General features: G+C 58.8%; 20 protein-coding genes. 17 read left to right on the forward strand and 3 right to left on the reverse strand.

What is annotated here, in order from left to right; genetic code table 11:
• Positions 1-93: 93 nt before the first annotated feature.
• The 15 genes from HMPREF2935_RS02975 to HMPREF2935_RS03045 all read left to right on the forward strand — a co-directional run bounded on the left by HMPREF2935_RS02975 (position 94) and on the right by HMPREF2935_RS03045 (position 13747).
• Positions 94-1377 carry an ABC transporter substrate-binding protein gene (locus tag HMPREF2935_RS02975; protein WP_061920769.1) on the forward strand — a complete coding sequence of 428 codons (1284 nt, stop codon included), beginning with the start codon at positions 94-96 and terminating at the stop codon, positions 1375-1377.
• A gap of 199 nt (positions 1378-1576) precedes the next feature.
• Positions 1577-2533: a carbohydrate ABC transporter permease gene (locus HMPREF2935_RS02980; RefSeq protein ID WP_062035752.1), complete on the forward strand. Its 957-nt coding sequence runs from the start codon at positions 1577-1579 to the stop codon at positions 2531-2533.
• Complete coding sequence (locus tag HMPREF2935_RS02985) at positions 2533-3354, forward strand: carbohydrate ABC transporter permease (RefSeq protein WP_061920765.1); 822 nt, start codon at positions 2533-2535, stop codon at positions 3352-3354. Before HMPREF2935_RS02980 ends, HMPREF2935_RS02985 begins: the two co-directional genes overlap by 1 nt.
• A complete protein-coding gene (locus tag HMPREF2935_RS02990) occupies positions 3354-3719 on the forward strand; it encodes a hypothetical protein (RefSeq protein ID WP_070518461.1) in 366 nt (121 codons plus the stop codon). The genes HMPREF2935_RS02985 and HMPREF2935_RS02990 overlap by 1 nt, the downstream gene beginning before the upstream one ends.
• Entirely contained in the window at positions 3719-3904 is a 186-nt protein-coding gene (locus HMPREF2935_RS13460) for a hypothetical protein (RefSeq protein ID WP_061920760.1), read from the forward strand. The genes HMPREF2935_RS02990 and HMPREF2935_RS13460 overlap by 1 nt, the downstream gene beginning before the upstream one ends.
• Complete coding sequence (treS, locus tag HMPREF2935_RS03000; protein WP_062042017.1) at positions 3901-5415, forward strand: maltose alpha-D-glucosyltransferase; 1515 nt, start codon at positions 3901-3903, stop codon at positions 5413-5415. Before HMPREF2935_RS13460 ends, treS begins: the two co-directional genes overlap by 4 nt.
• Before the next feature lie 346 nt (positions 5416-5761).
• Complete coding sequence (locus HMPREF2935_RS03005; protein WP_061920756.1) at positions 5762-7066, forward strand: inorganic phosphate transporter; 1305 nt, start codon at positions 5762-5764, stop codon at positions 7064-7066.
• A gap of 8 nt (positions 7067-7074) precedes the next feature.
• Positions 7075-7377 (forward strand): hypothetical protein, encoded by a 303-nt coding sequence (locus HMPREF2935_RS03010; protein ID WP_061920753.1) that lies wholly within the window; start codon positions 7075-7077, stop codon positions 7375-7377.
• Between the two features lie 206 nt (positions 7378-7583).
• The gene (locus HMPREF2935_RS03015) at positions 7584-7835 is read left to right on the forward strand and encodes a hypothetical protein (protein ID WP_061920751.1); all 252 of its coding nucleotides are present in this window, start codon (positions 7584-7586) and stop codon (positions 7833-7835) included.
• 161 nt (positions 7836-7996) lie between these two features.
• Complete coding sequence (locus tag HMPREF2935_RS03020) at positions 7997-9610, forward strand: acyl-CoA carboxylase subunit beta (RefSeq protein WP_062042020.1); 1614 nt, start codon at positions 7997-7999, stop codon at positions 9608-9610.
• Between the two features lie 119 nt (positions 9611-9729).
• The gene (locus HMPREF2935_RS03025) at positions 9730-11031 is read left to right on the forward strand and encodes a metallophosphoesterase family protein (RefSeq protein ID WP_070731934.1); all 1302 of its coding nucleotides are present in this window, start codon (positions 9730-9732) and stop codon (positions 11029-11031) included.
• Between the two features lie 80 nt (positions 11032-11111).
• The gene (locus tag HMPREF2935_RS03030; protein ID WP_070731936.1) at positions 11112-12446 is read left to right on the forward strand and encodes a carboxyl transferase domain-containing protein; all 1335 of its coding nucleotides are present in this window, start codon (positions 11112-11114) and stop codon (positions 12444-12446) included.
• A gap of 13 nt (positions 12447-12459) precedes the next feature.
• Positions 12460-12654 carry an acyl-CoA carboxylase subunit epsilon gene (locus tag HMPREF2935_RS03035; RefSeq protein ID WP_061920746.1) on the forward strand — a complete coding sequence of 65 codons (195 nt, stop codon included), beginning with the start codon at positions 12460-12462 and terminating at the stop codon, positions 12652-12654.
• 23 nt (positions 12655-12677) lie between these two features.
• Positions 12678-13274: a Maf family protein gene (locus HMPREF2935_RS03040; RefSeq protein WP_070731938.1), complete on the forward strand. Its 597-nt coding sequence runs from the start codon at positions 12678-12680 to the stop codon at positions 13272-13274.
• Between the two features lie 50 nt (positions 13275-13324).
• The gene (locus HMPREF2935_RS03045; RefSeq protein ID WP_061920742.1) at positions 13325-13747 is read left to right on the forward strand and encodes a DUF3151 domain-containing protein; all 423 of its coding nucleotides are present in this window, start codon (positions 13325-13327) and stop codon (positions 13745-13747) included.
• 88 nt (positions 13748-13835) lie between these two features.
• Here HMPREF2935_RS03045 and HMPREF2935_RS03050 read toward each other — a convergent pair whose 3' ends face one another.
• Positions 13836-14918 carry a DUF4282 domain-containing protein gene (locus HMPREF2935_RS03050; RefSeq protein WP_070731939.1) on the reverse strand — a complete coding sequence of 361 codons (1083 nt, stop codon included), beginning with the start codon at positions 14916-14918 and terminating at the stop codon, positions 13836-13838.
• A 163-nt stretch (positions 14919-15081) separates the two neighbouring features.
• Positions 15082-16134: a Cj0069 family protein gene (locus HMPREF2935_RS03055; protein WP_070731941.1), complete on the reverse strand. Its 1053-nt coding sequence runs from the start codon at positions 16132-16134 to the stop codon at positions 15082-15084.
• A 398-nt stretch (positions 16135-16532) separates the two neighbouring features.
• On the opposite strand from HMPREF2935_RS03055, the gene HMPREF2935_RS03060 reads away from it, so the two are divergent.
• Positions 16533-17384: a sulfurtransferase gene (locus tag HMPREF2935_RS03060; protein WP_070731942.1), complete on the forward strand. Its 852-nt coding sequence runs from the start codon at positions 16533-16535 to the stop codon at positions 17382-17384.
• A gap of 151 nt (positions 17385-17535) precedes the next feature.
• Complete coding sequence (locus HMPREF2935_RS03065; RefSeq protein WP_070731945.1) at positions 17536-19305, forward strand: acetyl/propionyl/methylcrotonyl-CoA carboxylase subunit alpha; 1770 nt, start codon at positions 17536-17538, stop codon at positions 19303-19305.
• 53 nt (positions 19306-19358) lie between these two features.
• Here HMPREF2935_RS03065 and HMPREF2935_RS03070 read toward each other — a convergent pair whose 3' ends face one another.
• On the reverse strand, positions 19359-22790 hold the full coding sequence (locus HMPREF2935_RS03070; protein WP_070731947.1) for a pyruvate carboxylase: 3432 nt from the start codon (positions 22788-22790) through the stop codon (positions 19359-19361).
• Positions 22791-22812: the final 22 nt, after the last annotated feature.

The following is a 22812-nucleotide window of genomic DNA, read 5'->3' on the forward strand; positions in this document are numbered from 1 at the left end:
TCTACCTAGTGAATTAGGTCAAAAATTCCACGAAGTGTGGACACTGTAACTTATTTTTAAGGCACAAGAAGTTTTCCGAAAGGTTTATTGCCCATGAAGAAGTCCGTACTTCGCTCTCAACTTCGTACCGTCCAGAAGGGCGCCGTCGTAACCACCGCTGCTCTCGCGCTGGCTCTGGCAGGCTGCTCCTCCGACGAAGGCTCATCCGATTCCGCCGCACAGGGCTCCGTAGACGGTGCCGACGGCCGCGGCCCTATCACCTTCGCGATGGGTAAGAATGACACTGACAAGATCCAGCCGATCATTGAAAAGTGGAACAAGGAGCACCCAGAAGAAAAGGTCACCTTGAAGGAACTGGCCGGTGAGGCTGACGCACAGCGCGACACCTTGGTTCAGTCCCTGCAGGCAGGCAACTCTGACTACGACGTCATGGCACTCGACGTCGTCTGGACCGCAGAGTTCGCAGCCAACCAGTGGCTCGCGCCGCTGACCGATGACCTTGAGGTTGATACCGATGGTTTGCTGGATTCCACCGTTGAGTCTGCAACCTACAACGACACCCTCTACGCACTGCCGCAGAACACCAACGGCCAGCTGCTGTTCCGTAACACCGACTTGGCAGACAAGGCTCCGGAGAAGTTCGCTGATCTGAAGTCCGCGTGTGAGGCGCTCAAGAAGGACACCTCCTGCCTGACCACCCAGCTCAAGCAGTACGAGGGTCTGACCGTTAACACCGCCGGCTTCATGGAGGGCTGGGGCGGCTCCGTTCTTTCTGATGATGGCGCTCCTTCCGTGGATTCCGCAGAGTCCAAGGCCGGCCTGCAGGCGCTTGTCGACGCTTATAAGGACGGCGTCATCTCCAAGGACTCCACCGCCGCTACCGAGGAGGAGACCAATCTGGCCTTCACCGAGGGCAAATCTGCTTTCGCAATCAACTGGCCTTATATGTACACCAACGCTGAAGATGCGGGCGTGAAGTTCGAAGTCCAGCCGCTGGTGGGCAAGGACGGCGTCGGTGTTTCCACCCTGGGTGGCTACAACAACGGCATCAACATCAACTCTGAGAAGAAGGCCACCGCGCTGGACTTCATGAAGTTCATCATCAACGAGGAAAACCAGAAGTCCTTCGCTGAGGCTTCCTTCCCGCCGGTTCTGGCTTCCGTCTACGATGACCCAGCCCTCATTGAGCAGTTCCCGTACCTGCCAGCTCTCAAGGAATCCCTCGAGAACGCAGCGCCGCGTCCGGTTTCCCCGTTCTACACCGCTATTTCCAAGGCCGTGCAGGATAACGCTTATGCAGCTTTGACCGCTGACAAGTCCGTGGACGATGCAACCAAGGACATGAAGGCCGCCATCGAGGCTGCTTCCCAGGGCTAAATTTTTAAGCTCCTTGCAGCTCCTTTCTTCTTGTAGGAAGGCTCAAGAAGGAGGTGCCATGCGGGGCGTGGGTGAGCTTGTGTGCTCGCGCACGCCCCGCATTGTCTTTGATGTCAGGCACACCAGTTAGACTCTTACCCAACCTGTTAATCTCCAGCAGAAAGGCGTCCCCAGCGTGGCAGTAACAACGCCCACCGCCATGAAGCGCAAGCAGAATTTGCATGCCGCGGGCCTAATCGCGCCAGCTCTCCTTGTGCTCGCCGTCGTCATCGGTTACCCAATCTTGCGTGCCATCTGGCTTTCTTTCCAGGGAAACCGCCACCTCAACCCCAAGACGGGAATCTTTGAAGAAGGCGGCTTTGCAGGCCTTGAGAACTACCTGTACTGGATCAATAACCGGTGTGTTTCCGGCACTGGGCAGATAGCGCAATGTCCTCCGGGCGTGATTGCCACGGATTTCTGGCCGGCGCTGAAGATCACGCTGTTTTTCACCGTGGTCACCGTCCTGCTTGAGACCATCCTCGGTATGTTCATGGCCATCATCATGAATGGCGAGTACAAGGGCCGCGGCCTAGTGCGCGCCGCAGTCCTGGTGCCGTGGGCTATTCCTACTGCCGTTACAGCAAAGCTGTGGCAGTTCATGTTCGCACCAGATGGCATCGTTAACTCCCTGCTCGGCACTGACTTCGCTTGGACCACCGATCCTTTCTACGCACGTCTGGCAGTCATCATCGCTGACGTGTGGAAGACTGCCCCTTTCATGGCCCTGCTTATCTTGGCAGGCCTGCAGATGATTCCGCGGGATGTCTACGACGCAGCCCGCGTCGACGGCGCAAGCCGCGTACAAACCTTTTTCAAGATCACGCTGCCGCTGGTGCGCCCGGCGCTGATGGTTGCGATCTTGTTCCGCACGCTCGACGCACTGCGCATGTACGACCTTCCTGTCATCATGATTTCGGCTTCTTCCAACGCCCCTACTGCCACTATCTCCCAGCTAGTGGTTGAGGATATGCGCCAAGGCAACTTCAACTCGGCTTCTGCGCTGTCCACACTCATCTTCTTGCTCATCTTCGTCGTGGCCTTCATTCTGGTTCGCTTCTTGGGGGCCGATGTTTCTGGCAGTAAGCGCGGTGCGAATAGGAAGGCGGCCAAGTAATGAAAAAGTTCGGACACTACGCAGGCATCATCTTCATCATGTTCTGGGGGCTTGCGCCCTTCTACTGGATGGTCATTACTGCGCTTCGCAATAAAGACCACACTTTCGACACCACGCCGTGGCCTACCCATGTCACCTTGGAGAATTTCCAGGATGCACTGGCTACTGATAAGGGCAATAACTTCCTTGCCGCTCTCGGCAATTCCTTGGTTATTTCACTGGCCACCACCGCCATCGCCGTAGCAGTAGGCGTATTTACTGCTTATGCTTTGGCGCGCTATAACTTCCCTGGCAAGGGCATCGTTACCGGCATAATTCTGGCGGCTTCCATGTTCCCCGCCATCGCCTTGGTTACCCCGCTTTTCCAGATGTTTGGCAACCTCGACTGGATCGGCACCTACCGCGCGATGATCATCCCGAATATTTCCTTCGCGCTGCCGCTGACGGTTTATACCTTGCTAAGCTTCTTCCGGCAGCTGCCCTGGGAGCTAGAGGAAGCCGCCCGCGTCGACGGCGCTTCCCGCAGCCAGGCTTTCCGCCTGGTTCTGCTCCCGCTCGCGGCACCGGCACTGTTTACCACCGCCATCATTGCTTTCATCACCACGTGGAATGAGTTCATGTTGGCGCGCCAGCTCTCGAATGATTCCACTGAGCCGGTCACCGTGGCCATCGCCCGCTTCTCCGGCCCTTCCGCGTTCGAATACCCTTATGCCGCTACCATGGCCGCCGGCGCGCTTGTCACTATCCCGCTCATCATCATGGTGCTCATCTTCCAGCATCGCATCGTCGCCGGTCTCACCGCCGGAGGTGTAAAGGCCTAATGCTTAAAAACCTAGGGATTGCCGTATTTTCTGCTTGTCTAGCTCTAGCCAGCGCTGCGTGCGCGCCTTCGGAGGAGGAGCAAGTCGCAGCAAGCCAAGCTGAGTCCGTGGGCATGCCTGCCCCACTCATCTTGAGCCCAAAGGAGCTATCTGGTCAGACCTTCGACCTAAAAATCGATGAGGTCCTCGTCATCACCGAGTCCGCAGGTCTCGATGCCGAGGTTAGCAATCCCGAAGTCGCTGAATTTTCCCCGGCGCGCACTGATGGCGCCACGGAATACAACGCCAGCGTTCGCGCATTAAAGGAAGGCGCTACCGCCATCCAATTGTCCGACGGAACCGCGTTCAACCTCAAAGTCAGCTAATGCGTCGGGCTTTATTGTGGGACACTGCTCTAGGCTTTGTTGGCTTCTTTGCCTTCCTTGCCTTAATCCAAGCAGTAATCAATCTCTTCTCTGTCTCTCCCGCCATCTGGCCCGGTTTATTGGCCGGCGGCCTATGCACCATTGAATATCTACTCTGGCGCGCAAAAAGAAAGGACCTCGCATGAATTGGTACGAAAACGCCATCTTCTACCAGGCCCTCGTCGGCTCTTTTAAGGACGCGGGTCCCAGCGGCGGCCAAGGCGTCGGCACGCTCCAAGGCGTCATCGAAAAGCTTGACTATCTACAGTGGCTCGGCGTCGATTGTCTCTGGCTTTCGCCTTTCTATGCCTCCCCTTTGAAGGATGACGGCTACGACATCGCCGATTACTACGCCATCCACCCCGATTACGGCACAATGGAAGACTTCGAGCAGCTCGTAGCCGAGACCCACAAGCGCGGCATGCGTTTAATGACGGACCTCGCTCTCAATCACACCTCGACCGAGCACGAATGGTTTCAAGCGTCCCGCCGCGATCCTGCGGGCCCTTACGGCAATTACTACGTGTGGGGAGACGATCCGAACCGGTATCCCGAAATCCGCATCATCTTCACCGACGTCGAAGATTCCACATGGGCCTGGGATGAGGTGCGCGAGCAGTACTACTTCCATCGCTTCTACTCGCACCAGCCGGATCTCAACTATGACAATCCTGCCGTCCACGAGGAAGTCTTCCGCATCGTTTCTTTCTGGATGGACAAGGGCCTAGACGGCTTCCGCTTGGACGCCATCCCCTATCTCTATGAGCGTGATGGCCAGGGAGGCGAATCCCTTCCGGAGACCATCGCGTTCGTCGAGAAGCTACGTGCCTTCATGGATGAGAACTATCCGGAGGCCGTCATGGTGGCCGAGGCCAACCAGCCGCCGAAAGAAACCATGGAGTTCTTCGGCACCGGCAATCGCGTCCACATGGTCTTCAACTTCCCCCTGATGCCGCGCATATATGAGGCACTTGCGCTTGGCGACGCCACCCCCCTCTACGCCATCATGGATGAAATCCCCGAGCTACCTGCCGGCTGCCAGTGGGGCACCTTCCTGCGCAACCATGACGAGCTGACGCTCGAAATGGTCGACGATGCCAGCCGCGAGCTGATGTATCGCCATTACCTTCCGGATGAGCAGATGCGCGCCCACGTGGGTATTGCCCGCCGCTTGGCTCCGCTTCTGGGAAATGACCGGCGCAAGATTGAGCTTTTCTTCTCGCTTTTGCTTTCCATGCCGGGTTCGCCTTTCTTCTACTACGGCGATGAAATCGGCATGGCGGATTCTCCTTCACTTCCAGACCGCGACGCAGTGCGCACCCCTATGCAATGGGCCCCTGGCGACGGCACTGGCTTCACCACGGCCCCGCACCCGCGCCGCCCAATCGTGGGCGGCACGAAGATCAACGTCGAAGAGCAAAAAACGGATCCGACATCGCTGCTCAATACCGTGCGCGAACTCATTGCCCAGCGAAAGGCCTTCCCCGAGCTAGCAAGCGCCCCCTTCGAGGCGGTTGAAACGGGCGAAGCAGGCATCTTTGCGTTCCAGCGGGGCGGCCTTCTGTGTCTGCACAACTTCACCGCGGACGCCGTCGATCTGGGCCCGGTGGAATTAGGGCCATTTGGCTACGCTTGGCTGCCCATCGAGGACCAATAAGCCAGTGAATAAATAGGACTGAATAAATAGGATCTAAACGGAAAATGCATATCGGCCGGGGGTGCACTCCCCCGTCTTGGGTTAACAATAGGTTAACGCGATATGTATACAGCGGGAATCTTCACCAAAGACCGGCTATCTAATGATTTAAATACCGAACATAAAGCGCAAAACCCAAGGTCATGGCAACCATTGAGAGATTAGACCCAATCCCATGAGGGGCCTACTCTATACCGTTGTTAGTTAGGAACGCGGTTGCGACACTGTCGCCGAGTTTAACCTCGGCCGTCACGCCACGCTCCCTCGCTCGAGAAGAACCGAAGAACCTTGGAAAGGGGTCGCGCCCGTGACAGCGACACTAATCATCTTGGCCATCGTGATCGTCACTGCCCTTGCCTTTGACTTCACCAACGGCTTCCACGACACCGCTAACGCAATGGCCACCTCCATTGCCACCGGCGCTCTAAAGCCATTTACCGCAGTCACCATTTCCGCATTGCTCAACCTGCTCGGTGCCTTTCTTTCCGTTCATGTTGCCGCAACCGTGGCAAAAGGCATCGTCAACCTTGATTCCTACGATCTCTCTGTCGCAACCGATGGAGAAGCACTCCTAATGGTCGTATTCACCGGCCTCATTGGCGGTATCTTCTGGAACCTATTTACATGGCTCCTCGGAATGCCATCCTCTTCTTCCCACGCCCTTTTCGGCGGCCTCATCGGTGCAGCCTTTGCAGCCCTCGGCAGCGGCGGCGTTGCATGGTCTTCCATCGCCGGCAAAATCATCATCCCAGCAATCGCATCCCCTTTCATCGCCGCCATGGTTTCGGCCTGCGGCACCGCGCTGGTCTACTGGGTTACTAACACCATCCCGGAGCGCGTAAAGAACGAGCACTTCCGCCACGGCCAGATCGTCACCGCATGCCTAGTTTCCCTGGCACACGGCGCAGGCGACGCACAGAAGACCATGGGCGTAATCTTCTTGGCCCTCGTCGCAGCTGGTGAGGCAAATGCCGATCAGCGCATCCCAACCTGGGTCATCATTGCCTGTGCAGTGGCAATCGCAGCCGGCACCATGTCTGGCGGCTGGCGCGTCATCCGCACCCTGGGCAAGGGCTTGGTGGAAATCGAGTCCCCACAGGGTATGGCCGCCGAGGCTTCTTCCGCAGCCATCATCCTCACCTCCGCCGCTGGCGGCATGGCACTGTCTACCACCCACGTTTCCACCGGTTCCATCCTCGGTACCGGCCTGGGCAAGAAGGGCGCACAGGTCCGCTGGGGCGTTGCAATGCGCATGGTTTCCGCATGGCTAATCACCCTGCCTTGCGCTGCTGCAGTCGGCTTCGCCACCTGGTGGATTGCACGCCTGGTTAGCGGTGCAACCAACACCCTGACTGGCGCCATCGTCGACGCCATCATTTTGCTCGCCATGGTCGCCGTAATCCTGCTGCGCGCTCGCCGCAACCCAGTGGATGCATCCAACGTCAACGATGACTGGGACGCTGACGCTGAGTCTGTTGACTCCTCCATGCAGGCTCACGACAAGGTTGCCGCCGGCGTTGCCACCGGCAACGCTCCGGGCGCCGCGAATGGCGCACACGGCGTCGTCGACGACGCTTCCAGCTCCGCCCACGAAGTCTCCCAAGGAAAGTAGGAATCGCCATGACCGCAATGGAAATTCTCGTCGCCATCACCCGCGTCGCCGGCTTGGCACTAGCCTTCGGCGCTGGCATCCCGCTCCTTTTCGCCTTGGGCATGCGTTGCATGACCGGTGACCCAATCCGCAACAGCGACGGCGTCATCGTCGGCGACACCGAGGCCTCCGCCCAGATGAAGGTTTTGGGCTGGACCGTCTACGCAGTCTTGGGCGTAATCATCCTGATTGCCATCTCTTGGATTGCTAAGGATTCGATTCACAATTACTTCGGAATTGAGCTCTTCCCGGGTCTTTCCAGCAAGCATTAAGACAGGACTTAAAACAAAGTTCCTCAAGCGTTAAGTTAACGAAAAGTTAACTAACACGGAACTAAAGGTTGCTAAACTAGCGGACCGAGCGTACCATCGAGTACTTATCAGCTCGTCCGCTAGTTTCTTTGTTTTTACCTACATTTATTTTCCCTACCCCTAGCGGCCGAAGATTCATTGTCCAGATCGAAAGAAGGTGAGCATCAATGAATACCATCAACGGACTGATTAACTCGTTCGCAACCACATTCAAGAGCGCCACCGGCACGGGCCTTGACGCCTTGGACGCAACCCCTATGGAAGCCCTCGTTACCGAGGAGCTCGTCAACCGTGGCACCACACCGGCCACGACGGATGACATCATTTCCGTATTCAACTCCATTGCCGGCCGCGCACCGCGCACCGAAGAGGTCTACGAGGTGGAGCTCTTCCTCATGGATTTCGGCCTCGCAGCCTAACCCCCCAGCCTCAAACCGTAAAGTGCCTAGCTTTTCTGCGAAGGGAAGCTAGGCACTTTTCTTTGCCCCACATCACTTAGCAGCACAAACTAGTTTTGTGAGGGAAATCACCTGTGTTTCGAGGTGTAAAACCACGAGGGCATTCTTTAAACTCTGAAAACATGACTATTTCCTCACATTTGACCTCCCTCGAGGATGAGCAAGCTGCCACCACTGCCGGAAAAATCGCCGAACTTAAGCGACGCCGCGAGCAAGCCGCCGCTCCGCTCGGCAAAAAGGCCTACGAGAAAGTCCACGCCGCTGGCCGTTTGACGGCACGCGAGCGCCTTGACTATCTGCTCGATGAAGGCTCATTCGTCGAAACCGATATGCTCGCCGTGCACCGCACCTCCGATTTCGGCATGGGCGCGAAAAAGCCATTGACCGACGGAATCGTTACCGGCTGGGGAACCATCGATGGCCGCGAGGTCTGCATCTTCTCCCAAGATGGCACCGTCTTCGGTGGCGCGCTCGGCGAGGTCTACGGCGAAAAGATGGTAAAAATCATGGAGCTTGCCGTAACCACCGGCCGCCCGCTCATCGGCCTTTATGAAGGTGCCGGTGCCCGCATCCAAGATGGCGCAGTCTCCCTCGACTGGATCGCGCGCACCTTCTACCAAAACGTCAAGGCCTCCGGCGTGGTCCCACAGATCTCCGTCATCATGGGCGCTTGTGCCGGTGGCAACGCCTACTCCCCTGCCTTGACTGACTTCGTCGTTATGGTCGAGGAAAAGTCCAAGATGTTCGTCACCGGCCCCGACGTCATCAAGACCGTCACCGGTGAAGAAATCACCCAGGAGGAACTCGGCGGCGCCTCCACTCACATGCAATCCGCCGGTAACTCCCATTTCACCGCCGCCACCGATGAAGAAGCCCTCGACTGGGTCCACGACCTTTTGACCTATCTCCCCTCCAATAACCGCCAGCGCGCACCTTTTGAGCCCTATGAAGAACTCGGCGATGAAACCGCCGATGACCTCATTCTCGACGAGATCATCCCTGATTCCCCTACCCAGCCCTACGACGTCAAGCACGTCATCGAAGCCATCACCGACGACGGCGAATTCCTCGAAATCCAGGCAGAACGCGCCGAAAACGTCGTCGTAGCCTTCGGCCGCGTCGAAGGCCAAACCGTCGGTTTCGTGGCCAACCAGCCGCAGGTCTTCGCTGGCTGCCTTGATATCGACTCCTCCGAGAAGGCGGCGCGCTTCGTCCGCGCCTGCGACGCCTTCAACATCCCCATCGTCATGCTCGTCGATGTCCCGGGTTTTCTGCCCGGTGCCTCCCAAGAACACGACGGCATCCTCCGCCGCGGCGCCAAGCTTCTCTACGCCTACGGCGAAGCCACCGTACCGAAGATCACTGTCACCCTGCGCAAGGCCTACGGCGGTGCTTATTGCGTGATGGGCTCCAAGGGGCTTGGCGCAGACGTCAACCTCGCATGGCCGACCGCCCAAATCGCGGTCATGGGCGCCGCCGGCGCCATCGGCTTCATCTACCGCAAGGAGCTCAAGAAGGCCCGTGAAGAAGGCCTCGACGTCGAAGAGCTCGCCAAGTCCTTTGAACGCGAGTACGAAGACCACATGCTAAACCCCTACAAGGCGGCAGAACGCGGACTAATAGACGCAGTGCTCCTCCCTTCTGAAACCCGCAGTGCTATCACTCGGAACCTGCGCCTTTACGCTGACAAGAACGTCCCCCGTCCGGCGCGCAAGCACGGCAACGTCCCGCTCTAGATAGTTTCTCTCTATTCTCCTATTCTTCATCTGGCGGCCATTGCCCGGATACCAAAGCGCCCTAGTCTCCAACTGTATTTCAAAAATTTCTTATTTAATAAGGAGACTAGGAAAGCGCTATGTCCAAGATTAAACGCCGCAATTTCCTCTCAGGTGCCTCTCTTCTCGGGCTTGGCGCCGTAACTTCAAACCAGAGCACAGCAGCCGCGCAAGATGCTTCGTTTCCCTTGGATAGCCCCTCGCAAGACGATCAAACGCCGTCTCGGCTGGAATTCAATTCCGACGGTTCCTTTAAAGTCATTCAGTTCAATGACACTCAAGATGATCACCTAGCTGATAAGCGCACAATCGAGTTCATGGAGCACGTTCTCGACGCAGAAAAGCCAGGGTTTGTGCTTATCAACGGCGATGTCATTTCCGCCGGCCCAACCACCCCAAAGCAGGTCTACCAAGCCATCAATAACGTGGTGCTGCCAATGGAAAGCCGTGGTATCCCCTGGGCCGTTACCTTTGGCAACCACGACGAAGATTCCGCAGAGGAGGGCGGCACTGGTGTGCGCCACCAGCACATGACGCAGTTCGTGCGTTCCTACCGCCACAACCGAAATGCGCCTGCCTCGTCCGGCGGCTATGGTGCTTCGAATACGCATCTTGCGCTTTACGACGCCGCGACTGCTCGCTTCAGCTTTTGGCTTCTCGATTCTGGCCGCTATCACCCGGAGACCATCGGTGGGCAAGATGCAGCAGATTTGCCGGCCTATGATTACATTCACCCAGAGCAGATTGCGTGGTACGCACAGCAGTCGGATGCGCTGGCCGCGGCGACAGGTTCTCAGGTCGAAGGGCTTATGTTCTTCCATATTCCTACCTATGAGCACCGCGACATGTGGTTCGGCGGCCCGCTCAAGAACGGTCTGCTTGACCACGCGAAAGCGGTAGAGAAGCATGGAATCAAAGGAGAAAAGAACGAAGACTGCTATGTAGGCGCGTTCAATTCTGGCATTTATGCCGCGGCCCAAGCCCGTGGCGACATTCGCGGAATCTACTGCGGCCACGACCACATCAACACCTACATGGGCAACTATTACGGCATCGAATTGGGCTACGGCCCGGGCACCGGTTTCGGGGCCTACGGTCTCCGCGACGGCACATTAGCGCAGCACTCACTGCGTGGCGCACGCGTGTTTGAGTTTTCCGCCAATGCTGAGTCTGTCTATACCGGCACCCGAGTAATCTTTGCCAAAGACATTGGAATGGACATGGCCCCTGCCAAGCAGCCGCTTAAAGAACCAGCGGCGATTCCGGAATACGTGAAGCTTCCGGAAGTCGATGATGCTTCCGGTTCCCCAGGCGAACCTGAAGAAAACGGATCTTCGCAATCTTCGTGGGGGCTTTCTAGCCTAAGCTCGAGTTCGTCCTAGCACTGGGCGCCATATGATTTCGCGCCATGCGTTCACCGCGAGGTGAGCGTATGGCGCCCAAGCTTGTAGACTGCATATCTATGACTGACATGAAGACCACCGCTGGCAAGATTGAGGACCTGAGCAATAAACTCACCGAGTCCCGAGCGCCACAGGGCGAGGTCCCTGCCGCACGTAGCGCGATTACCGCGTTATTCGATGCCGGCTCCTTCGTCGAAACCGACGCACTGGCGCGTCACCGCTCCACCGACTTCGGCCGCGAGTATGACCGCCCTTATACCGACGGCGTTATCACCGGCTATGGCACGGTAGGCGGCCGCAAGGTATGTGCTTATGCACAGGACGCAACCATCTTTGACGGCACCATGGGCGAGGTTTACGGCGAGAAGATCACCAAGCTTTATGACCTTGCCATTAAGACCGGCGTTCCTATCGTAGCCATGGTCGCCGGAGACAAGCCCCGTGCCCAGGAAGGCATCGTTTCCTCCGCAATGCAGGCTCGCATCCTGGCCCGCGCCACCACGGCATCTGGCCTTATCCCGCAGGTCACCGCGGTCTACGCCGATTCCAAGGATGCTTCGCTGGTCGCCGCGCTTGCCGACGTAACCATTGCCCCCGACGGCCATCTCAACGCCAGCTCCGAAGCCAATGAGATCGCCTTGATCCAACAGGTTTTGAGCTACCTGCCGGCGAATAACCGCGCTGAGGCCCCGCGCACGGATGCCCCGCTCATGGTGGGCTCCGTCGAAGAAAATATGTCTGCGGATGACGAAGCCCTCAACAGCATCGTCGACGATTCCGGCGAAGTTGACCTGCACGCAGTCCTCGAAGCAGTCTGCGACGATGTCTTCGAGCTCGAAGCTAAAGTTGAAGGCGTCTTTACCGGCTTCGGCCGCGTCGAGGGCCGCACCGTCGGCATCATCGCCAACCGTGCAACTTTCGACGCCGCGGCTTCCGCCAAGGCCGCACGTTTTGTCCGCCTCTGCGACGCCTTCAATACGCCAATCCTCGAATTCGTGGATGCTCCTGCCCTGCAGCTTGAAACCGCAGCGCTGGCGAAGTTCGTGCATGCCTACTCCGCAGCGAGCGTCGGCAAGCTCAGCATCATCGTGGGCCGCGCGCACGGTACCGGCTACATCGCTTTCGGCTCCAAGGACCTGGGCGCAGACTTGTCCTACGCCTGGCCGACCGCCGAAATCGCAGTTGCCGACGCCGCCGCATTGGCCCAGGAGCTCGAGATTTCTGAGGAAGAAGCAGCCGAGTACCTAAGCCCGTATCAGGCAGCCGAGCGCGGCCTGGTGGATGCGGTTATCACTCCCGCCGCGACCCGCGCTTCCATCATCGAAGCACTGCGTCTCCTGGAACGTAAAATTGTCCCTACTTTGCCGAAGAAGCACGGCAACATCGTCTTGTAATAAGGAAAACACCATGACTGCTCCCCTGATTAAGGTCCTCAAGGGTAACCCCTCTGACGAAGAAGTCGCAGCGCTTTCCGCAGTTTTGACCCAGCTGGATGCCGATGCCCGCGCCAAGGCCGCAGATACCCGCGCTACCCGCGATCTCTGGGGCCAACCGGGACAGACCTATAACCCGTCCGCGTTCCGTAACGTGCGCTACTACTAAGCGCCAAGGTTGAAGCCGAATTCATGCGAATTGTCCTCGCTTCTCAATCCCCATCCCGCGCCTCCATCTTGCGCGGGGCCGGGGTTGAACCTGTTTTAGCCCCAGCACACGTCGACGAAAGAGCCATCGAGGCGTCGCTAAGCAGCACCCCGCCTGCCGACGTCGTCGCGGCCCTTGCCACCGCAAAGGCCGAAAAGGTAGCGCCCGATTACCCCGCAGACGTTGTCATCGGCGGCGACTCAATGCTGCTTTTGGATGGCCAGCTGCAAGGCAAGCCGCACACCGAGCAGGCCACCGTGGAGCGCTGGCGCGCCCAAGCCGGCCACTGCGCCGAGCTGTTAACCGGTCACTGCATCATCCATGGCGAAAAGCGCCACGTGGAGACCTCCCGTACCAAGGTCTTCTTTGCATCTGCCACCGAGCATGACATCGCCGCCTATGCGGCAACGGGCGAGCCCTTGGAATGCGCCGGCGCCTTCACCTTAGAGGCTCTCGGCGGCTGGTTCATTGACCGCATCGAGGGCGATCCCTCCTCCGTCATCGGGCTTTCCCTGCCGGTAGTCCGGCGCGCGCTATATTCCTTTGATCTTCATGTCTCGGACTTCTGGAACGCGGCTTAGTTTCCCTAGCCATCTGCACCACCAAGCGGATTGGCGGTAGGGTTGCGGGCATGGAAATGAAAGACATGCTAGCCCCTGCCCCTATTGAGTTGCCTGCCGATCCAGGCGCGGATTCCGTTTCCGACCTGCAGGCCGGAATCGTCGCACACCCTAATTCCCCACTGCTGTGGGCGCTGCTGGCGGAGCAGGAGCTAACCCGCCTGCGTGAGGACGAGGCCCTGCCGATTGCCTACATCACCGCTTATGCCTACGCACGCACGGGCTACCACCGCAGCCTCGACCGCCTGCGTGGCAACGGCTGGAAGGGCTGGGGCCCAGTTCCTTATGCCCACGAGCCGAACCAGGGCGTTCTGCGCGCCATCGCGGCTCTCGCGCACGCTGCACAGGCAATCGGTGAGCAAGACGAGTACGACCGCCTCCGCCAGATGCTTTCCGACGCCGACCCAGACTGCGTAGCCCGCCTCCTCGACTAAATCGAATAGCTAAAACTTAAAAAGCCTCGGTCTCGGCTCTTGAAAAGAGCACATGAGACCGAGGCTTTTTAGCTGGCAGATGAAGGGCTTACTTATCCGCTTCTGCCAGTTCGACGAGTTTCTTAGCGTTCTCCGTGGTCTGGATGTTGGAGACGAAGAACTCAAGCACGAGGCGAACCTGAATGAGGTAAATCAGCAGACCCAGGGTGCCGAAGATGAGGTGGCCCAGGATCATCATTGCAGCCATGCCACCGCCAGCATAGGACGAGCCTGCAAGATCGCCCATGATGCCGGTTAAGGAGCCGCCCGTGACGGCCACGAGGAGGCCACCGATCCAGGACAGAACACCGACCACAACTGCGATCACGTAGATGATGGATGCAAACTTCACGGTGATGAAGCTGGAGAACTTGAAGTCAAACAGGGACTTAAAGAAGTTATCCTTCGGCGCCTGCGGGTACTGGTTGAAGCCCTGCATCTGTGGGTTGTAGCTCGGCTGGCCTGGCTGGCCCTGTGGCTGGAAGCCACCGAAGCCCTGCTGGTTCTGCTGGCCCGGCTGACCCTGTGGCTGGAAGCCGCCAAAGCCCTGCTGGTTCTGCTGGCCTGGCTGGTTCTGTGGCTGGCCCTGCGGCTGGAACTGCTGGTTGAAGCCGCCCTGGTTGAAGTTGCCGGCCGGCGGAACTGGCTGACCAAAGCTGGACTGGCCAAAACCATTGCCCGCGTTGCTGTTGCCTGTGTTGTTCACGCCGTTTGCGCTACCTGCGCTATCAGCGCTGTGGGAGCCCAATGCAGAGCTTGCGGGCTCGGCGGAAGCGCTGGCAGCCTGAGCGTTCTCAGAGCCAAAGCCCTGGGCATAGTCGGAGCTGTTGTAGGAGGCCCGGTTGAAGTCGGACTGGCCGAAATCAGAGGAAGTCTCACCGAAGTTCACGGTTTCTTCGCTGCCGGTGCTGTGCGCGCCGCCGAAGCTCGATGCCTCGGAGGAATCAGAAGCGCCGAAGGAAGAAGCACCGAAATCGGACTGGCCAAAGTCAGACTTGCCAAAATCAGAGTTTCCAAAATCGGAGTTGCCGAAGTCGGAATTACCGAAGGAAGAGGAGCTCATTGCGTCCTCAGCAGCGTGCTGTGGATTCTGGTCGGAGTTGTTTTCTCCGAACTTGTCTGGGTTGGTCATATGAGAGACGTTCCTTTCAATTTATTAAGTACGCACAAAAGAAACTACAACACGCTGCACGATTCGGCAGCCCAATGGGAAATACTCCCTTTATAAGGGGCATATAAAAACCCTGCTTCCACCACCTTCGGGGAAACAGGGTTTGCAAAAGTAAGAGGAGACCTTAAGCGTGTTTTGCCTCAACGCGCTTGATGGCTTCAGCGGCAACCTTCTGCTGAATGCCCATGTCAAGCTCGGAAGTAAAGCCCACACAGGAGCAGTTGATCTCGCCGAGGACGTAGGTGTCCTCGCCATTCTCGCCGTCGGCAAGCATGAAATCAGCAGTCCAGATCAGCGGGATGTTGTCACCGCCAAGCTTTTCTGCAATGACCGGACGAACCTCGGCAAACATGTCTACAAGTTCCTGCCAAGCTTCGGGCTTGTCATAGGTGTACTTAGCGCCGGAGAACAATGTGGCGGAGAAGTTGTCGCCGCCTTCAGCCGGCTTCTTGTGCACCACGAAGACTGGGTCAGGGCCGACTAGGAGGATACGGATTTCTCCCTCGACGATGCGCGGCATGAAGCGCATATCAACGAACATGCCGTTGTCACCGACAATGTACTGGTCACAGAAATCCATGAACTCACCGAGCTCGCGAACCTCGGTGTGGTTATCCACTGCCTCGGTGCACTTAAGCTTGGTCTCTAGCGGCAGTGCGGTGCCAGGTTCTACCTCGAGGGACTTGTCCTCGAGCTGGACACGCCAGATGCCTTCGCCCGTCGAACCGCGGTTTTGCTTCAGCACGCGCTCGCCATAAGACAGCGAGGTGGGGAAAGTGTCGTGGAACGCCTCAACGTCGTAATATGCCGCAGTATCGGAAGGCACAAGCTCAGTGTCATTGAGCTTGACCAATGCATCCTTGGCACCGTAGGCCATCATCTCATACGGAGTGGACATGCCAACCAGTCCAGCTTCAGAGAGCTTGGTCAGCAGATCAAAGTAGCCTTTCTCGCCGCCTGGGATATTACCCGGGTTTACGCGGGAGATATAAGCGTCGAAGTTTTCGGTGACGTACTCGAAGATGCGCTCAGACCACTCTGGACGGAAGAAGACGACCTCAGAGTGCCAGCCTGCGTCCTTGATGGACTCGACGATGGGCATGGTGTCCTTGCGGTGGCCGTTGAGCTGCTTGTCAGATCCGCCCTCGACCTCGAAGACGACGATTGCCTTGTGCACAGCAATTCCCTTTCGTTTGGGGGGTGTGGGTGATGGTCCGGTACGCCAGCGGCTTTTTGTGGACGCTTCGTGTTTTAGACAGTATTTAAGCGATTCAAGCGATTTACGCAGCGTTTTGTACCGCACCACACCTTAAAAATAACGCAGGTTTGCACCTCCTCGCTGGGTTGTTAACCCCGCATTAACCCCGGTACGTTTTGGCCGCTCAAGATACATTTTAGGCATCTGACCTGCAGGCTTGTTATAACCAGTGATTGTGAGCCACGGCAATCGGCAAGAAAATGTATGCAACGCCACAATGTTCAGCTCAAGGTGACCAATTTAAGGGCTTAAGCGTTAGAGTTGTTGTGTTTAGAGAGATCTCTTTTATAAACCCCATTTAGAAAGGAAACCGGACCGTGGCCGAGTTCGATCCACATCCCCCATTCCAGGAATATGCGCACCCAGAGCGCCTCGTTTCCGCACCTTGGCTCTCCGCTAGGCTCGGCACCAAGGGCCTGCGCGTTATCGAAGTAGACGAGGATTCCCTCCTCTACGACATCGGACACGTCCCGACCGCCTCGCGCATTAATTTCCAGACCGAGCTGCTCGATCCCCTCACCCGCGACGTCGTCGATGCAGCCTCCTTCTCCCAGCTCATGCGAGACAAGGGCATCAAGCGCGAAGACACCGTTGTTATCTACGGCGACAAAGCCAACTGGTGGGCGGCCTACGCCCTGTGGGTATTTGAACTTTATGGCCACCCTGACGTCCGCCTGCTCGACGGCGGCCGCGACGCATGGGTTACCGAAGAGCGCGACACCTCTTTCATGGTTCCAGACTTCCCGGAGTCCGATTACCCAGAGGTAGAGCGCGACGACGCCACCTTCCGCGTCTTTGTAGACCAGATGCGCGAGACCTCAGCAAAGCTCGTCGATACCCGCACGCCTGAGGAGTACGGCGGCGAGCCTTCCACCGGCGAGTCCGCTTATGGCACCACCATGCGCCACGGACACATTCCGGGCGCCGCCAACTTGGAGTGGGATCGCTCCGTTTACCCGAATGGCTGTTTCCGCGCGCTGTCTGAGCTCAGCGTCAACTATGGCAACCTCGAGCCAGAAACCGAGACCATCCTCTACTCCCATGTTGGCGCGCAGGCCGCCCACACTTGGTTCGTGCTAACCTTCCTGCTGGGATTCAAGTCCACGAAGGTCTACGACGGTTCGTGGGCCGAGTGGGGAAACATGGTTCGCATGCCAATCGAGAAGTAACTTCTCGGTTCAACACGCCGATTTACTCCCGTATCCTTGCTGGTGCGGGAGTATTTTTGAGAGCAAAACCGGAACTTGACGGTTTGCTCATGTTTTTGTGTGCAAGAATAGTGGACAGTCCAATACAATTTTTATCAGGAGGGTTCCTGCCGTGGCAGTTGAAACCAAGAAGATCACCAAGGTGTTGATTGCTAACCGTGGTGAGATTGCAGTCCGCGTCATCCGTGCTGCGCGCGACGCTGGCATCGCCTCCGTCGCCGTTTATGCAGAGCCAGACGCCGACGCACCATTTGTTGCGCTTGCCGACGAAGCCTTCGCCCTAGGTGGGCAAAACTCCGCCGAGTCCTACCTTGTCTTCGACAAGATTCTCGACGCCGCCGCCAAGTCCGGCGCAGACGCCATCCACCCAGGCTATGGCTTCCTGTCTGAAAACGCCGACTTCGCGCAAGCGGTCATCGACGCCGGACTTATCTGGATCGGCCCTTCCCCACAGTCCATTCGCGACTTGGGCGACAAGGTCACCGCTCGCCACATTGCAGAGCGTGCCGACGCCCCGATGGCGCCGGGCACTCCAGACCCGGTTAAGGATGCAGCCGAGGTAGAAGCCTTCGCCGACGAACACGGCCTGCCAATTGCCATCAAGGCCGCCTTCGGTGGCGGCGGCCGCGGCATGAAGGTCGCCTACGAGCGTGACGAAGTAGCAGAGCTCTTCGAGTCCGCTACCCGCGAGGCCACTGCCGCATTCGGCCGCGGCGAGTGCTTTGTCGAGCGCTATCTCGACAAGGCTCGCCACGTCGAGGCACAGGTACTGGCTGACCAGCACGGCAACGTAGTCGTCGTCGGCACCCGCGATTGCTCCCTGCAACGTCGCTTCCAAAAGCTAGTGGAGGAAGCCCCTGCGCCGTTCTTGAGCGATGAGCAGCGCACCGCCATCCATGAGTCGGCCAAGCGCATTTGCCGCGAGGCTGGCTACTTTGGCGCTGGCACCGTCGAGTACTTGGTCGGCTCCGATGGACTGATCTCCTTCCTCGAGGTCAACACCCGCCTGCAGGTGGAACACCCAGTCTCTGAGGAAACCACCGGCCTAGACCTGGTGCGCGAGCAGTTCAACATTGCAGAGGGCGGCGAACTTTCTATCACCGAGGATCCCACCCCGCGCGGGCATGCTTTCGAGTTCCGCATCAACGGCGAGGACGCCGCAGCAGGCTTTATGCCAGCACCGGGCACCATCGTTTCCTACAGCGAACCTTCCGGCCCAGGCGTCCGCGTGGATTCCGGCGTGCGCGAGAACACCGTCATCGGCGGCCAGTTCGACTCCATGCTGGCCAAGCTCATCGTCTGGGGTCCAGACCGCGAGACCGCGCTGCAGCGTGCACGCCGCGCTCTGGCTGAGTACACCGTCGAGGGCCTTCCGACCGTCATTCCTTTCCACCAGGCCATCGTCAACGACCCTGCGTTTAGCGCCGAGAACGGTTCCTTCGATGTCTACACCAAATGGATTGAGGAAGAGTGGGTGGGCGAGCTGCCTGCCTACGTCGACGTTGAAACCCCAGAGGAAGAGGAGGCAGCAGCCTCCCAGAAGTTCGTCGTCGAAGTCGGCGGTCGCCGCATCGAGGTAGCACTCCCAGGCAATCTCCTGCTGGGCGGCGGCGCACCCCGCAAGAAGTCCAAGAAGCGCCGCGGCTCTAGTTCTAAGACCGCCGCGTCTGGCGACGCCGTCGTAGCACCGATGCAGGGCACCGTCATCAAGGTTGGCGTCGAAGAAGGCCAGGAAGTCGCAGAAGGCGACGTCGTGCTCATCCTCGAAGCCATGAAGATGGAAAACCCAGTCAAGGCCCACAAGGCCGGCACCGTCACTGGCCTCAGCGTCGAGCAGGGCGCTCAGGTCAACAAGGGCGCAGTGATGCTCGAGATTAAGTAGCCAATAAGAAAATCGCTCCGAATACAGCGCGTATTCGGAGCGATTTTTGTGTTTTAGTCGATGACGACGATCAAATCTCCGCCCTCGACCTTGGTGGCCTTACCAATAGCCACGCGCTCGATCTTGCCGTCCTTGGTAGCGGAGATGGAAGCTTCCATCTTCATCGCTTCGATGACGGCCACCTGATCTCCCGCCTTGACTTCGTCTCCGGCTTGAACGGTGACGTTAACGACGCCCGCAAACGGCGCCGCCACGTGCCCATCGTTGGAAGGATCTGCCTTTTCCACCGTGGCCACGGTGGACTCGACGTTGTTGTCGCGCACCTTCATCGGGCGAATCTGGCCATTGACGTTGAAGACCACATTGCGTAGACCCTTCTCGTCCGGCTCGCCGATGGCGTCAAGGCGCAAAGTGATCGTCTTCAGATCCGCGCGGTCATTAGAGCCATCCGGGAAGTAATGCACGATGTACTCGTTGCCCTCTTCGAGGCCATACAGGAACACGGTGTCGGTCAGCGCCTCCGTGTTGCCATAAGTGCGGCGGAACTCGTTGAACTCCTCGAACTGCTTCGGGAAAAGCAGGCGGTTAAGGCTAGCGCGGCGCTCGCTGGAATCGGCAGAAGCTAGGTGCGCCTTTTCCTCTTCTGGGATCGGTTTGACCGAGACGTCGCCAGGCGTGCGGCCTTCTAGCACCTTGTCGCGCAGCGGCGGCCAGCCGCCCGGAGGGGTACCGAGCTCGCCGCGGAGGAACGCGATGACGGAATCCGGGATGTCGTACTTGGTCGGGTCAGCCTCGAAGTCTGCTGGGTTAACGCCCGCACCCACGAGGTGCAGCGCGAGATCGCCGACGACCTTCGAGGACGGGGTGACCTTGGTCGGACGGCCAAGCATCTCATTGACGGCGGCATAGGTGTCCTCGATGACCTCGAAGCGGTCCTCCAAGCCCAAGGCCGTGGCCTGCGCGCGCAGGTTGGACAGCTGTCCACCGGGGATCTCGTGGTGGTACACGCGGCCGGTAGGTCCCGGGATGCCTTTTTCAAACGGACGGTAGAGCTGGCGCACGGCCTCCCAGTACGGCTCCATGTCAGAGACCGACTGCAAGTCGATGCCGGTATCGCGCGAGGAGTTGGAGAAGGCCGCGATGATGGCAGAAAGCGAAGGCTGCGAGGTAGTGCCGGCCAGCGGCGCAGAGGCACCATCGATGATGTCTGCGCCCGACAGCGCCGCCGCGAAGTAGGTGGCCAGTTGGCCTCCCGCGGTGTCGTGGGTGTGCACGTGAATCGGCAGATCGAATTCCTTGCGCAGCGCCATGACGAGCTTGGAAGCGGACTCCGGACGCAGCAGGCCAGCCATGTCCTTAATGGCCAGCACGTGTGCACCGGTGTTCACGATTTCCTCGGCCAGCTTCAGGTAGTAATCCAGCGTGTAGAGCTTTTCCTGCGGCGAACACATATCGCCCGAATATGCCATCGCAACCTCGGCCACGGTGGTGTTAGTCTCCAGCACGGCATCGATGGCAGGACGCATTTGTGTGACGTCGTTAAGCGCGTCAAAGATACGGAAGACATCGACGCCGGACTTCGCTGCCTCTTGCACGAAGGCGTTGCACACGTCGTTTGCATACGGGGAGTAGCCGACGGTGTTGCGGCCGCGCAGCAGCATCTGGATGTTCTGGTTCGGCATAGCCTCGCGCAGCAGGTCCAGGCGGACCCACGGGTCCTCCTTGAGGAAGCGCATGGCGACGTCGTATGTAGCGCCGCCCCATGCCTCCACGGAGTACAGCTCCGGGGTCATGCGAGCGACGGCCTCTGCAGCGGTAACCAAGTCGGTACCGCGCACGCGGGTGGCCAGCAGGGACTGGTGGGCGTCACGGAAGGTGGTATCGGTGACCGCCAGGGCGTCCTGCTTGCGGATCTTTTCTGCCCACTTCTTCGGGCCGAGCTCCAGCAACTCATCGCGGGAACCGCGTGGCAGCTCGGAGTTAAAGTCCAGATCCGGCAGCTTATCGAAGGGACGCAGGGTGGTCGGGCGCTCGCCATTCGGCTTGTTGACGGTCACGTCAGCGATGTAATCGATGATACGACCCGACTCATCGACGGCCGGCGGAGCCTTGAGCAAATCCGGGTGCTCCGGGATGAAGCTGGTGTCCACGCGGGTGTTGACGAAGTCAGGCTCGCGTAGCAGGGCGCGCAGGAAGCCGATGTTGGTGGCCACGCCGGCCACGGTGAACTCGTTGAGCGCGCGCTGCGCACGGACTACGGCCTGCTCGAAAGTGGCGCCACGGCAGGTCATCTTCACCAGCAGGGAGTCGAAGTTCGGGGAGATCTCTGCGCCGACCGCCGTTGCACCGTCGAGACGCACGCCCGCACCGCCCGGCGAACGGTACTGGGTCAGCGTACCGGTATCCGGACGGAAACCGTTGGAAGGATCCTCAGTGGTGATACGGCACTGCAGGGCCGCGCCGGTGATGTGGATGTCCTCCTGCTTGAGGCCCAGCTCCTCGAGGGAGAATCCCGCGGCAATCTGCATCTGGGACTTCACGATGTCCACGCCCGTGACCTCCTCGGTCACGGTGTGCTCGACCTGCACGCGCGGGTTCATCTCGATGAAGACGTGGTTACCCTTCTCATCCACGAGGAACTCAACCGTGCCGGCGCCCTCGTAATTGATGTGCTCGCAGAACCTCACGGCGTCCGCACAGATGCGGTCACGCAGCTCCGGATCCAGGGTCGGCGCCGGGGCAATCTCCACGACCTTCTGGTGGCGGCGCTGCACGGAGCAGTCGCGCTCGTACAGGTGCATGACGTTGCCCTGGGAGTCAGCCAGAATCTGCACCTCAATGTGCTGCGGGCGAATCACCGCGGTCTCAAGGTAGACGTGGCCGTCACCGAAGGCGGCCTCTGCCTCGCGGGATGCCTCTGCGCATTTGGTCTTGACTTCCGCCTCGTTCTCGATGAAACGCATGCCGCGGCCGCCACCGCCGGCAACTGCCTTTACGAAGACGGGGAACTCAAAGTCCTTGGAGTATTCCGCCAGCTCGTCGACGTCCGTCGAGGGCTTCGAGTCCTTCAGAGTCGGCAGACCCGCCTCCTCGGCCGCAGCCACTGCGGCAGCCTTGTCGCCGGTCAGGTCCAGGGTCTCAGCGGTGGGGCCGATGAACTTAATGCCGTTGTCGCGGCATGCGCGGGCCAGATCGGCACGCTCCGAAAGGAAGCCATAGCCTGGGTAAATGGCATCCGCACCGGACTTCTTGGCGGCGCGAATCACCTCATTGATGTCCAGGTAAGCCTTGACCGGCTGGCCTTCGGTACCAATGCGCACTGCCTCATTAGCGAACGCACGGTGGAAGGAGTTGCGGTCTTCCTTGGGGTAAATGGCGACCGTCTTGGCACCAACCTCGAAGGCCGCGCGGAAAGCACGCACGGCAATTTCGCCGCGGTTTGCCACCAAGACTTTGGAGAAGGATTTGTGGGCGGTATCAGACACTGGGAGTAATCCTTTCAGATAA

This window comes from Corynebacterium sp. HMSC076D02, from assembly GCF_001813815.1.
In the GTDB taxonomy this organism is placed as follows: Bacteria; Actinomycetota; Actinomycetes; order Mycobacteriales; family Mycobacteriaceae; genus Corynebacterium; species Corynebacterium simulans.

Coding starts and splice junctions, on each gene's coding strand:
- HMPREF2935_RS02975 (WP_061920769.1), top strand. CDS start 94: ATGAAGAAGTCCGTACTTCGCTCTCAACTTCGTACCGTCCAGAAGGGC.
- HMPREF2935_RS02980 (WP_062035752.1), top strand. CDS start 1,577: ATGAAGCGCAAGCAGAATTTGCATGCCGCGGGCCTAATCGCGCCAGCT.
- HMPREF2935_RS02985 (WP_061920765.1), top strand. CDS start 2,533: ATGAAAAAGTTCGGACACTACGCAGGCATCATCTTCATCATGTTCTGG.
- HMPREF2935_RS02990 (WP_070518461.1), top strand. CDS start 3,354: ATGCTTAAAAACCTAGGGATTGCCGTATTTTCTGCTTGTCTAGCTCTA.
- HMPREF2935_RS13460 (WP_061920760.1), top strand. CDS start 3,719: ATGCGTCGGGCTTTATTGTGGGACACTGCTCTAGGCTTTGTTGGCTTC.
- treS (WP_062042017.1), top strand. CDS start 3,901: ATGAATTGGTACGAAAACGCCATCTTCTACCAGGCCCTCGTCGGCTCT.
- HMPREF2935_RS03010 (WP_061920753.1), top strand. CDS start 7,075: ATGACCGCAATGGAAATTCTCGTCGCCATCACCCGCGTCGCCGGCTTG.
- HMPREF2935_RS03015 (WP_061920751.1), top strand. CDS start 7,584: ATGAATACCATCAACGGACTGATTAACTCGTTCGCAACCACATTCAAG.
- HMPREF2935_RS03020 (WP_062042020.1), top strand. CDS start 7,997: ATGACTATTTCCTCACATTTGACCTCCCTCGAGGATGAGCAAGCTGCC.
- HMPREF2935_RS03025 (WP_070731934.1), top strand. CDS start 9,730: ATGTCCAAGATTAAACGCCGCAATTTCCTCTCAGGTGCCTCTCTTCTC.
- HMPREF2935_RS03030 (WP_070731936.1), top strand. CDS start 11,112: ATGACTGACATGAAGACCACCGCTGGCAAGATTGAGGACCTGAGCAAT.
- HMPREF2935_RS03035 (WP_061920746.1), top strand. CDS start 12,460: ATGACTGCTCCCCTGATTAAGGTCCTCAAGGGTAACCCCTCTGACGAA.
- HMPREF2935_RS03040 (WP_070731938.1), top strand. CDS start 12,678: ATGCGAATTGTCCTCGCTTCTCAATCCCCATCCCGCGCCTCCATCTTG.
- HMPREF2935_RS03045 (WP_061920742.1), top strand. CDS start 13,325: ATGGAAATGAAAGACATGCTAGCCCCTGCCCCTATTGAGTTGCCTGCC.
- HMPREF2935_RS03050 (WP_070731939.1), bottom strand. CDS start 14,918: ATGACCAACCCAGACAAGTTCGGAGAAAACAACTCCGACCAGAATCCA.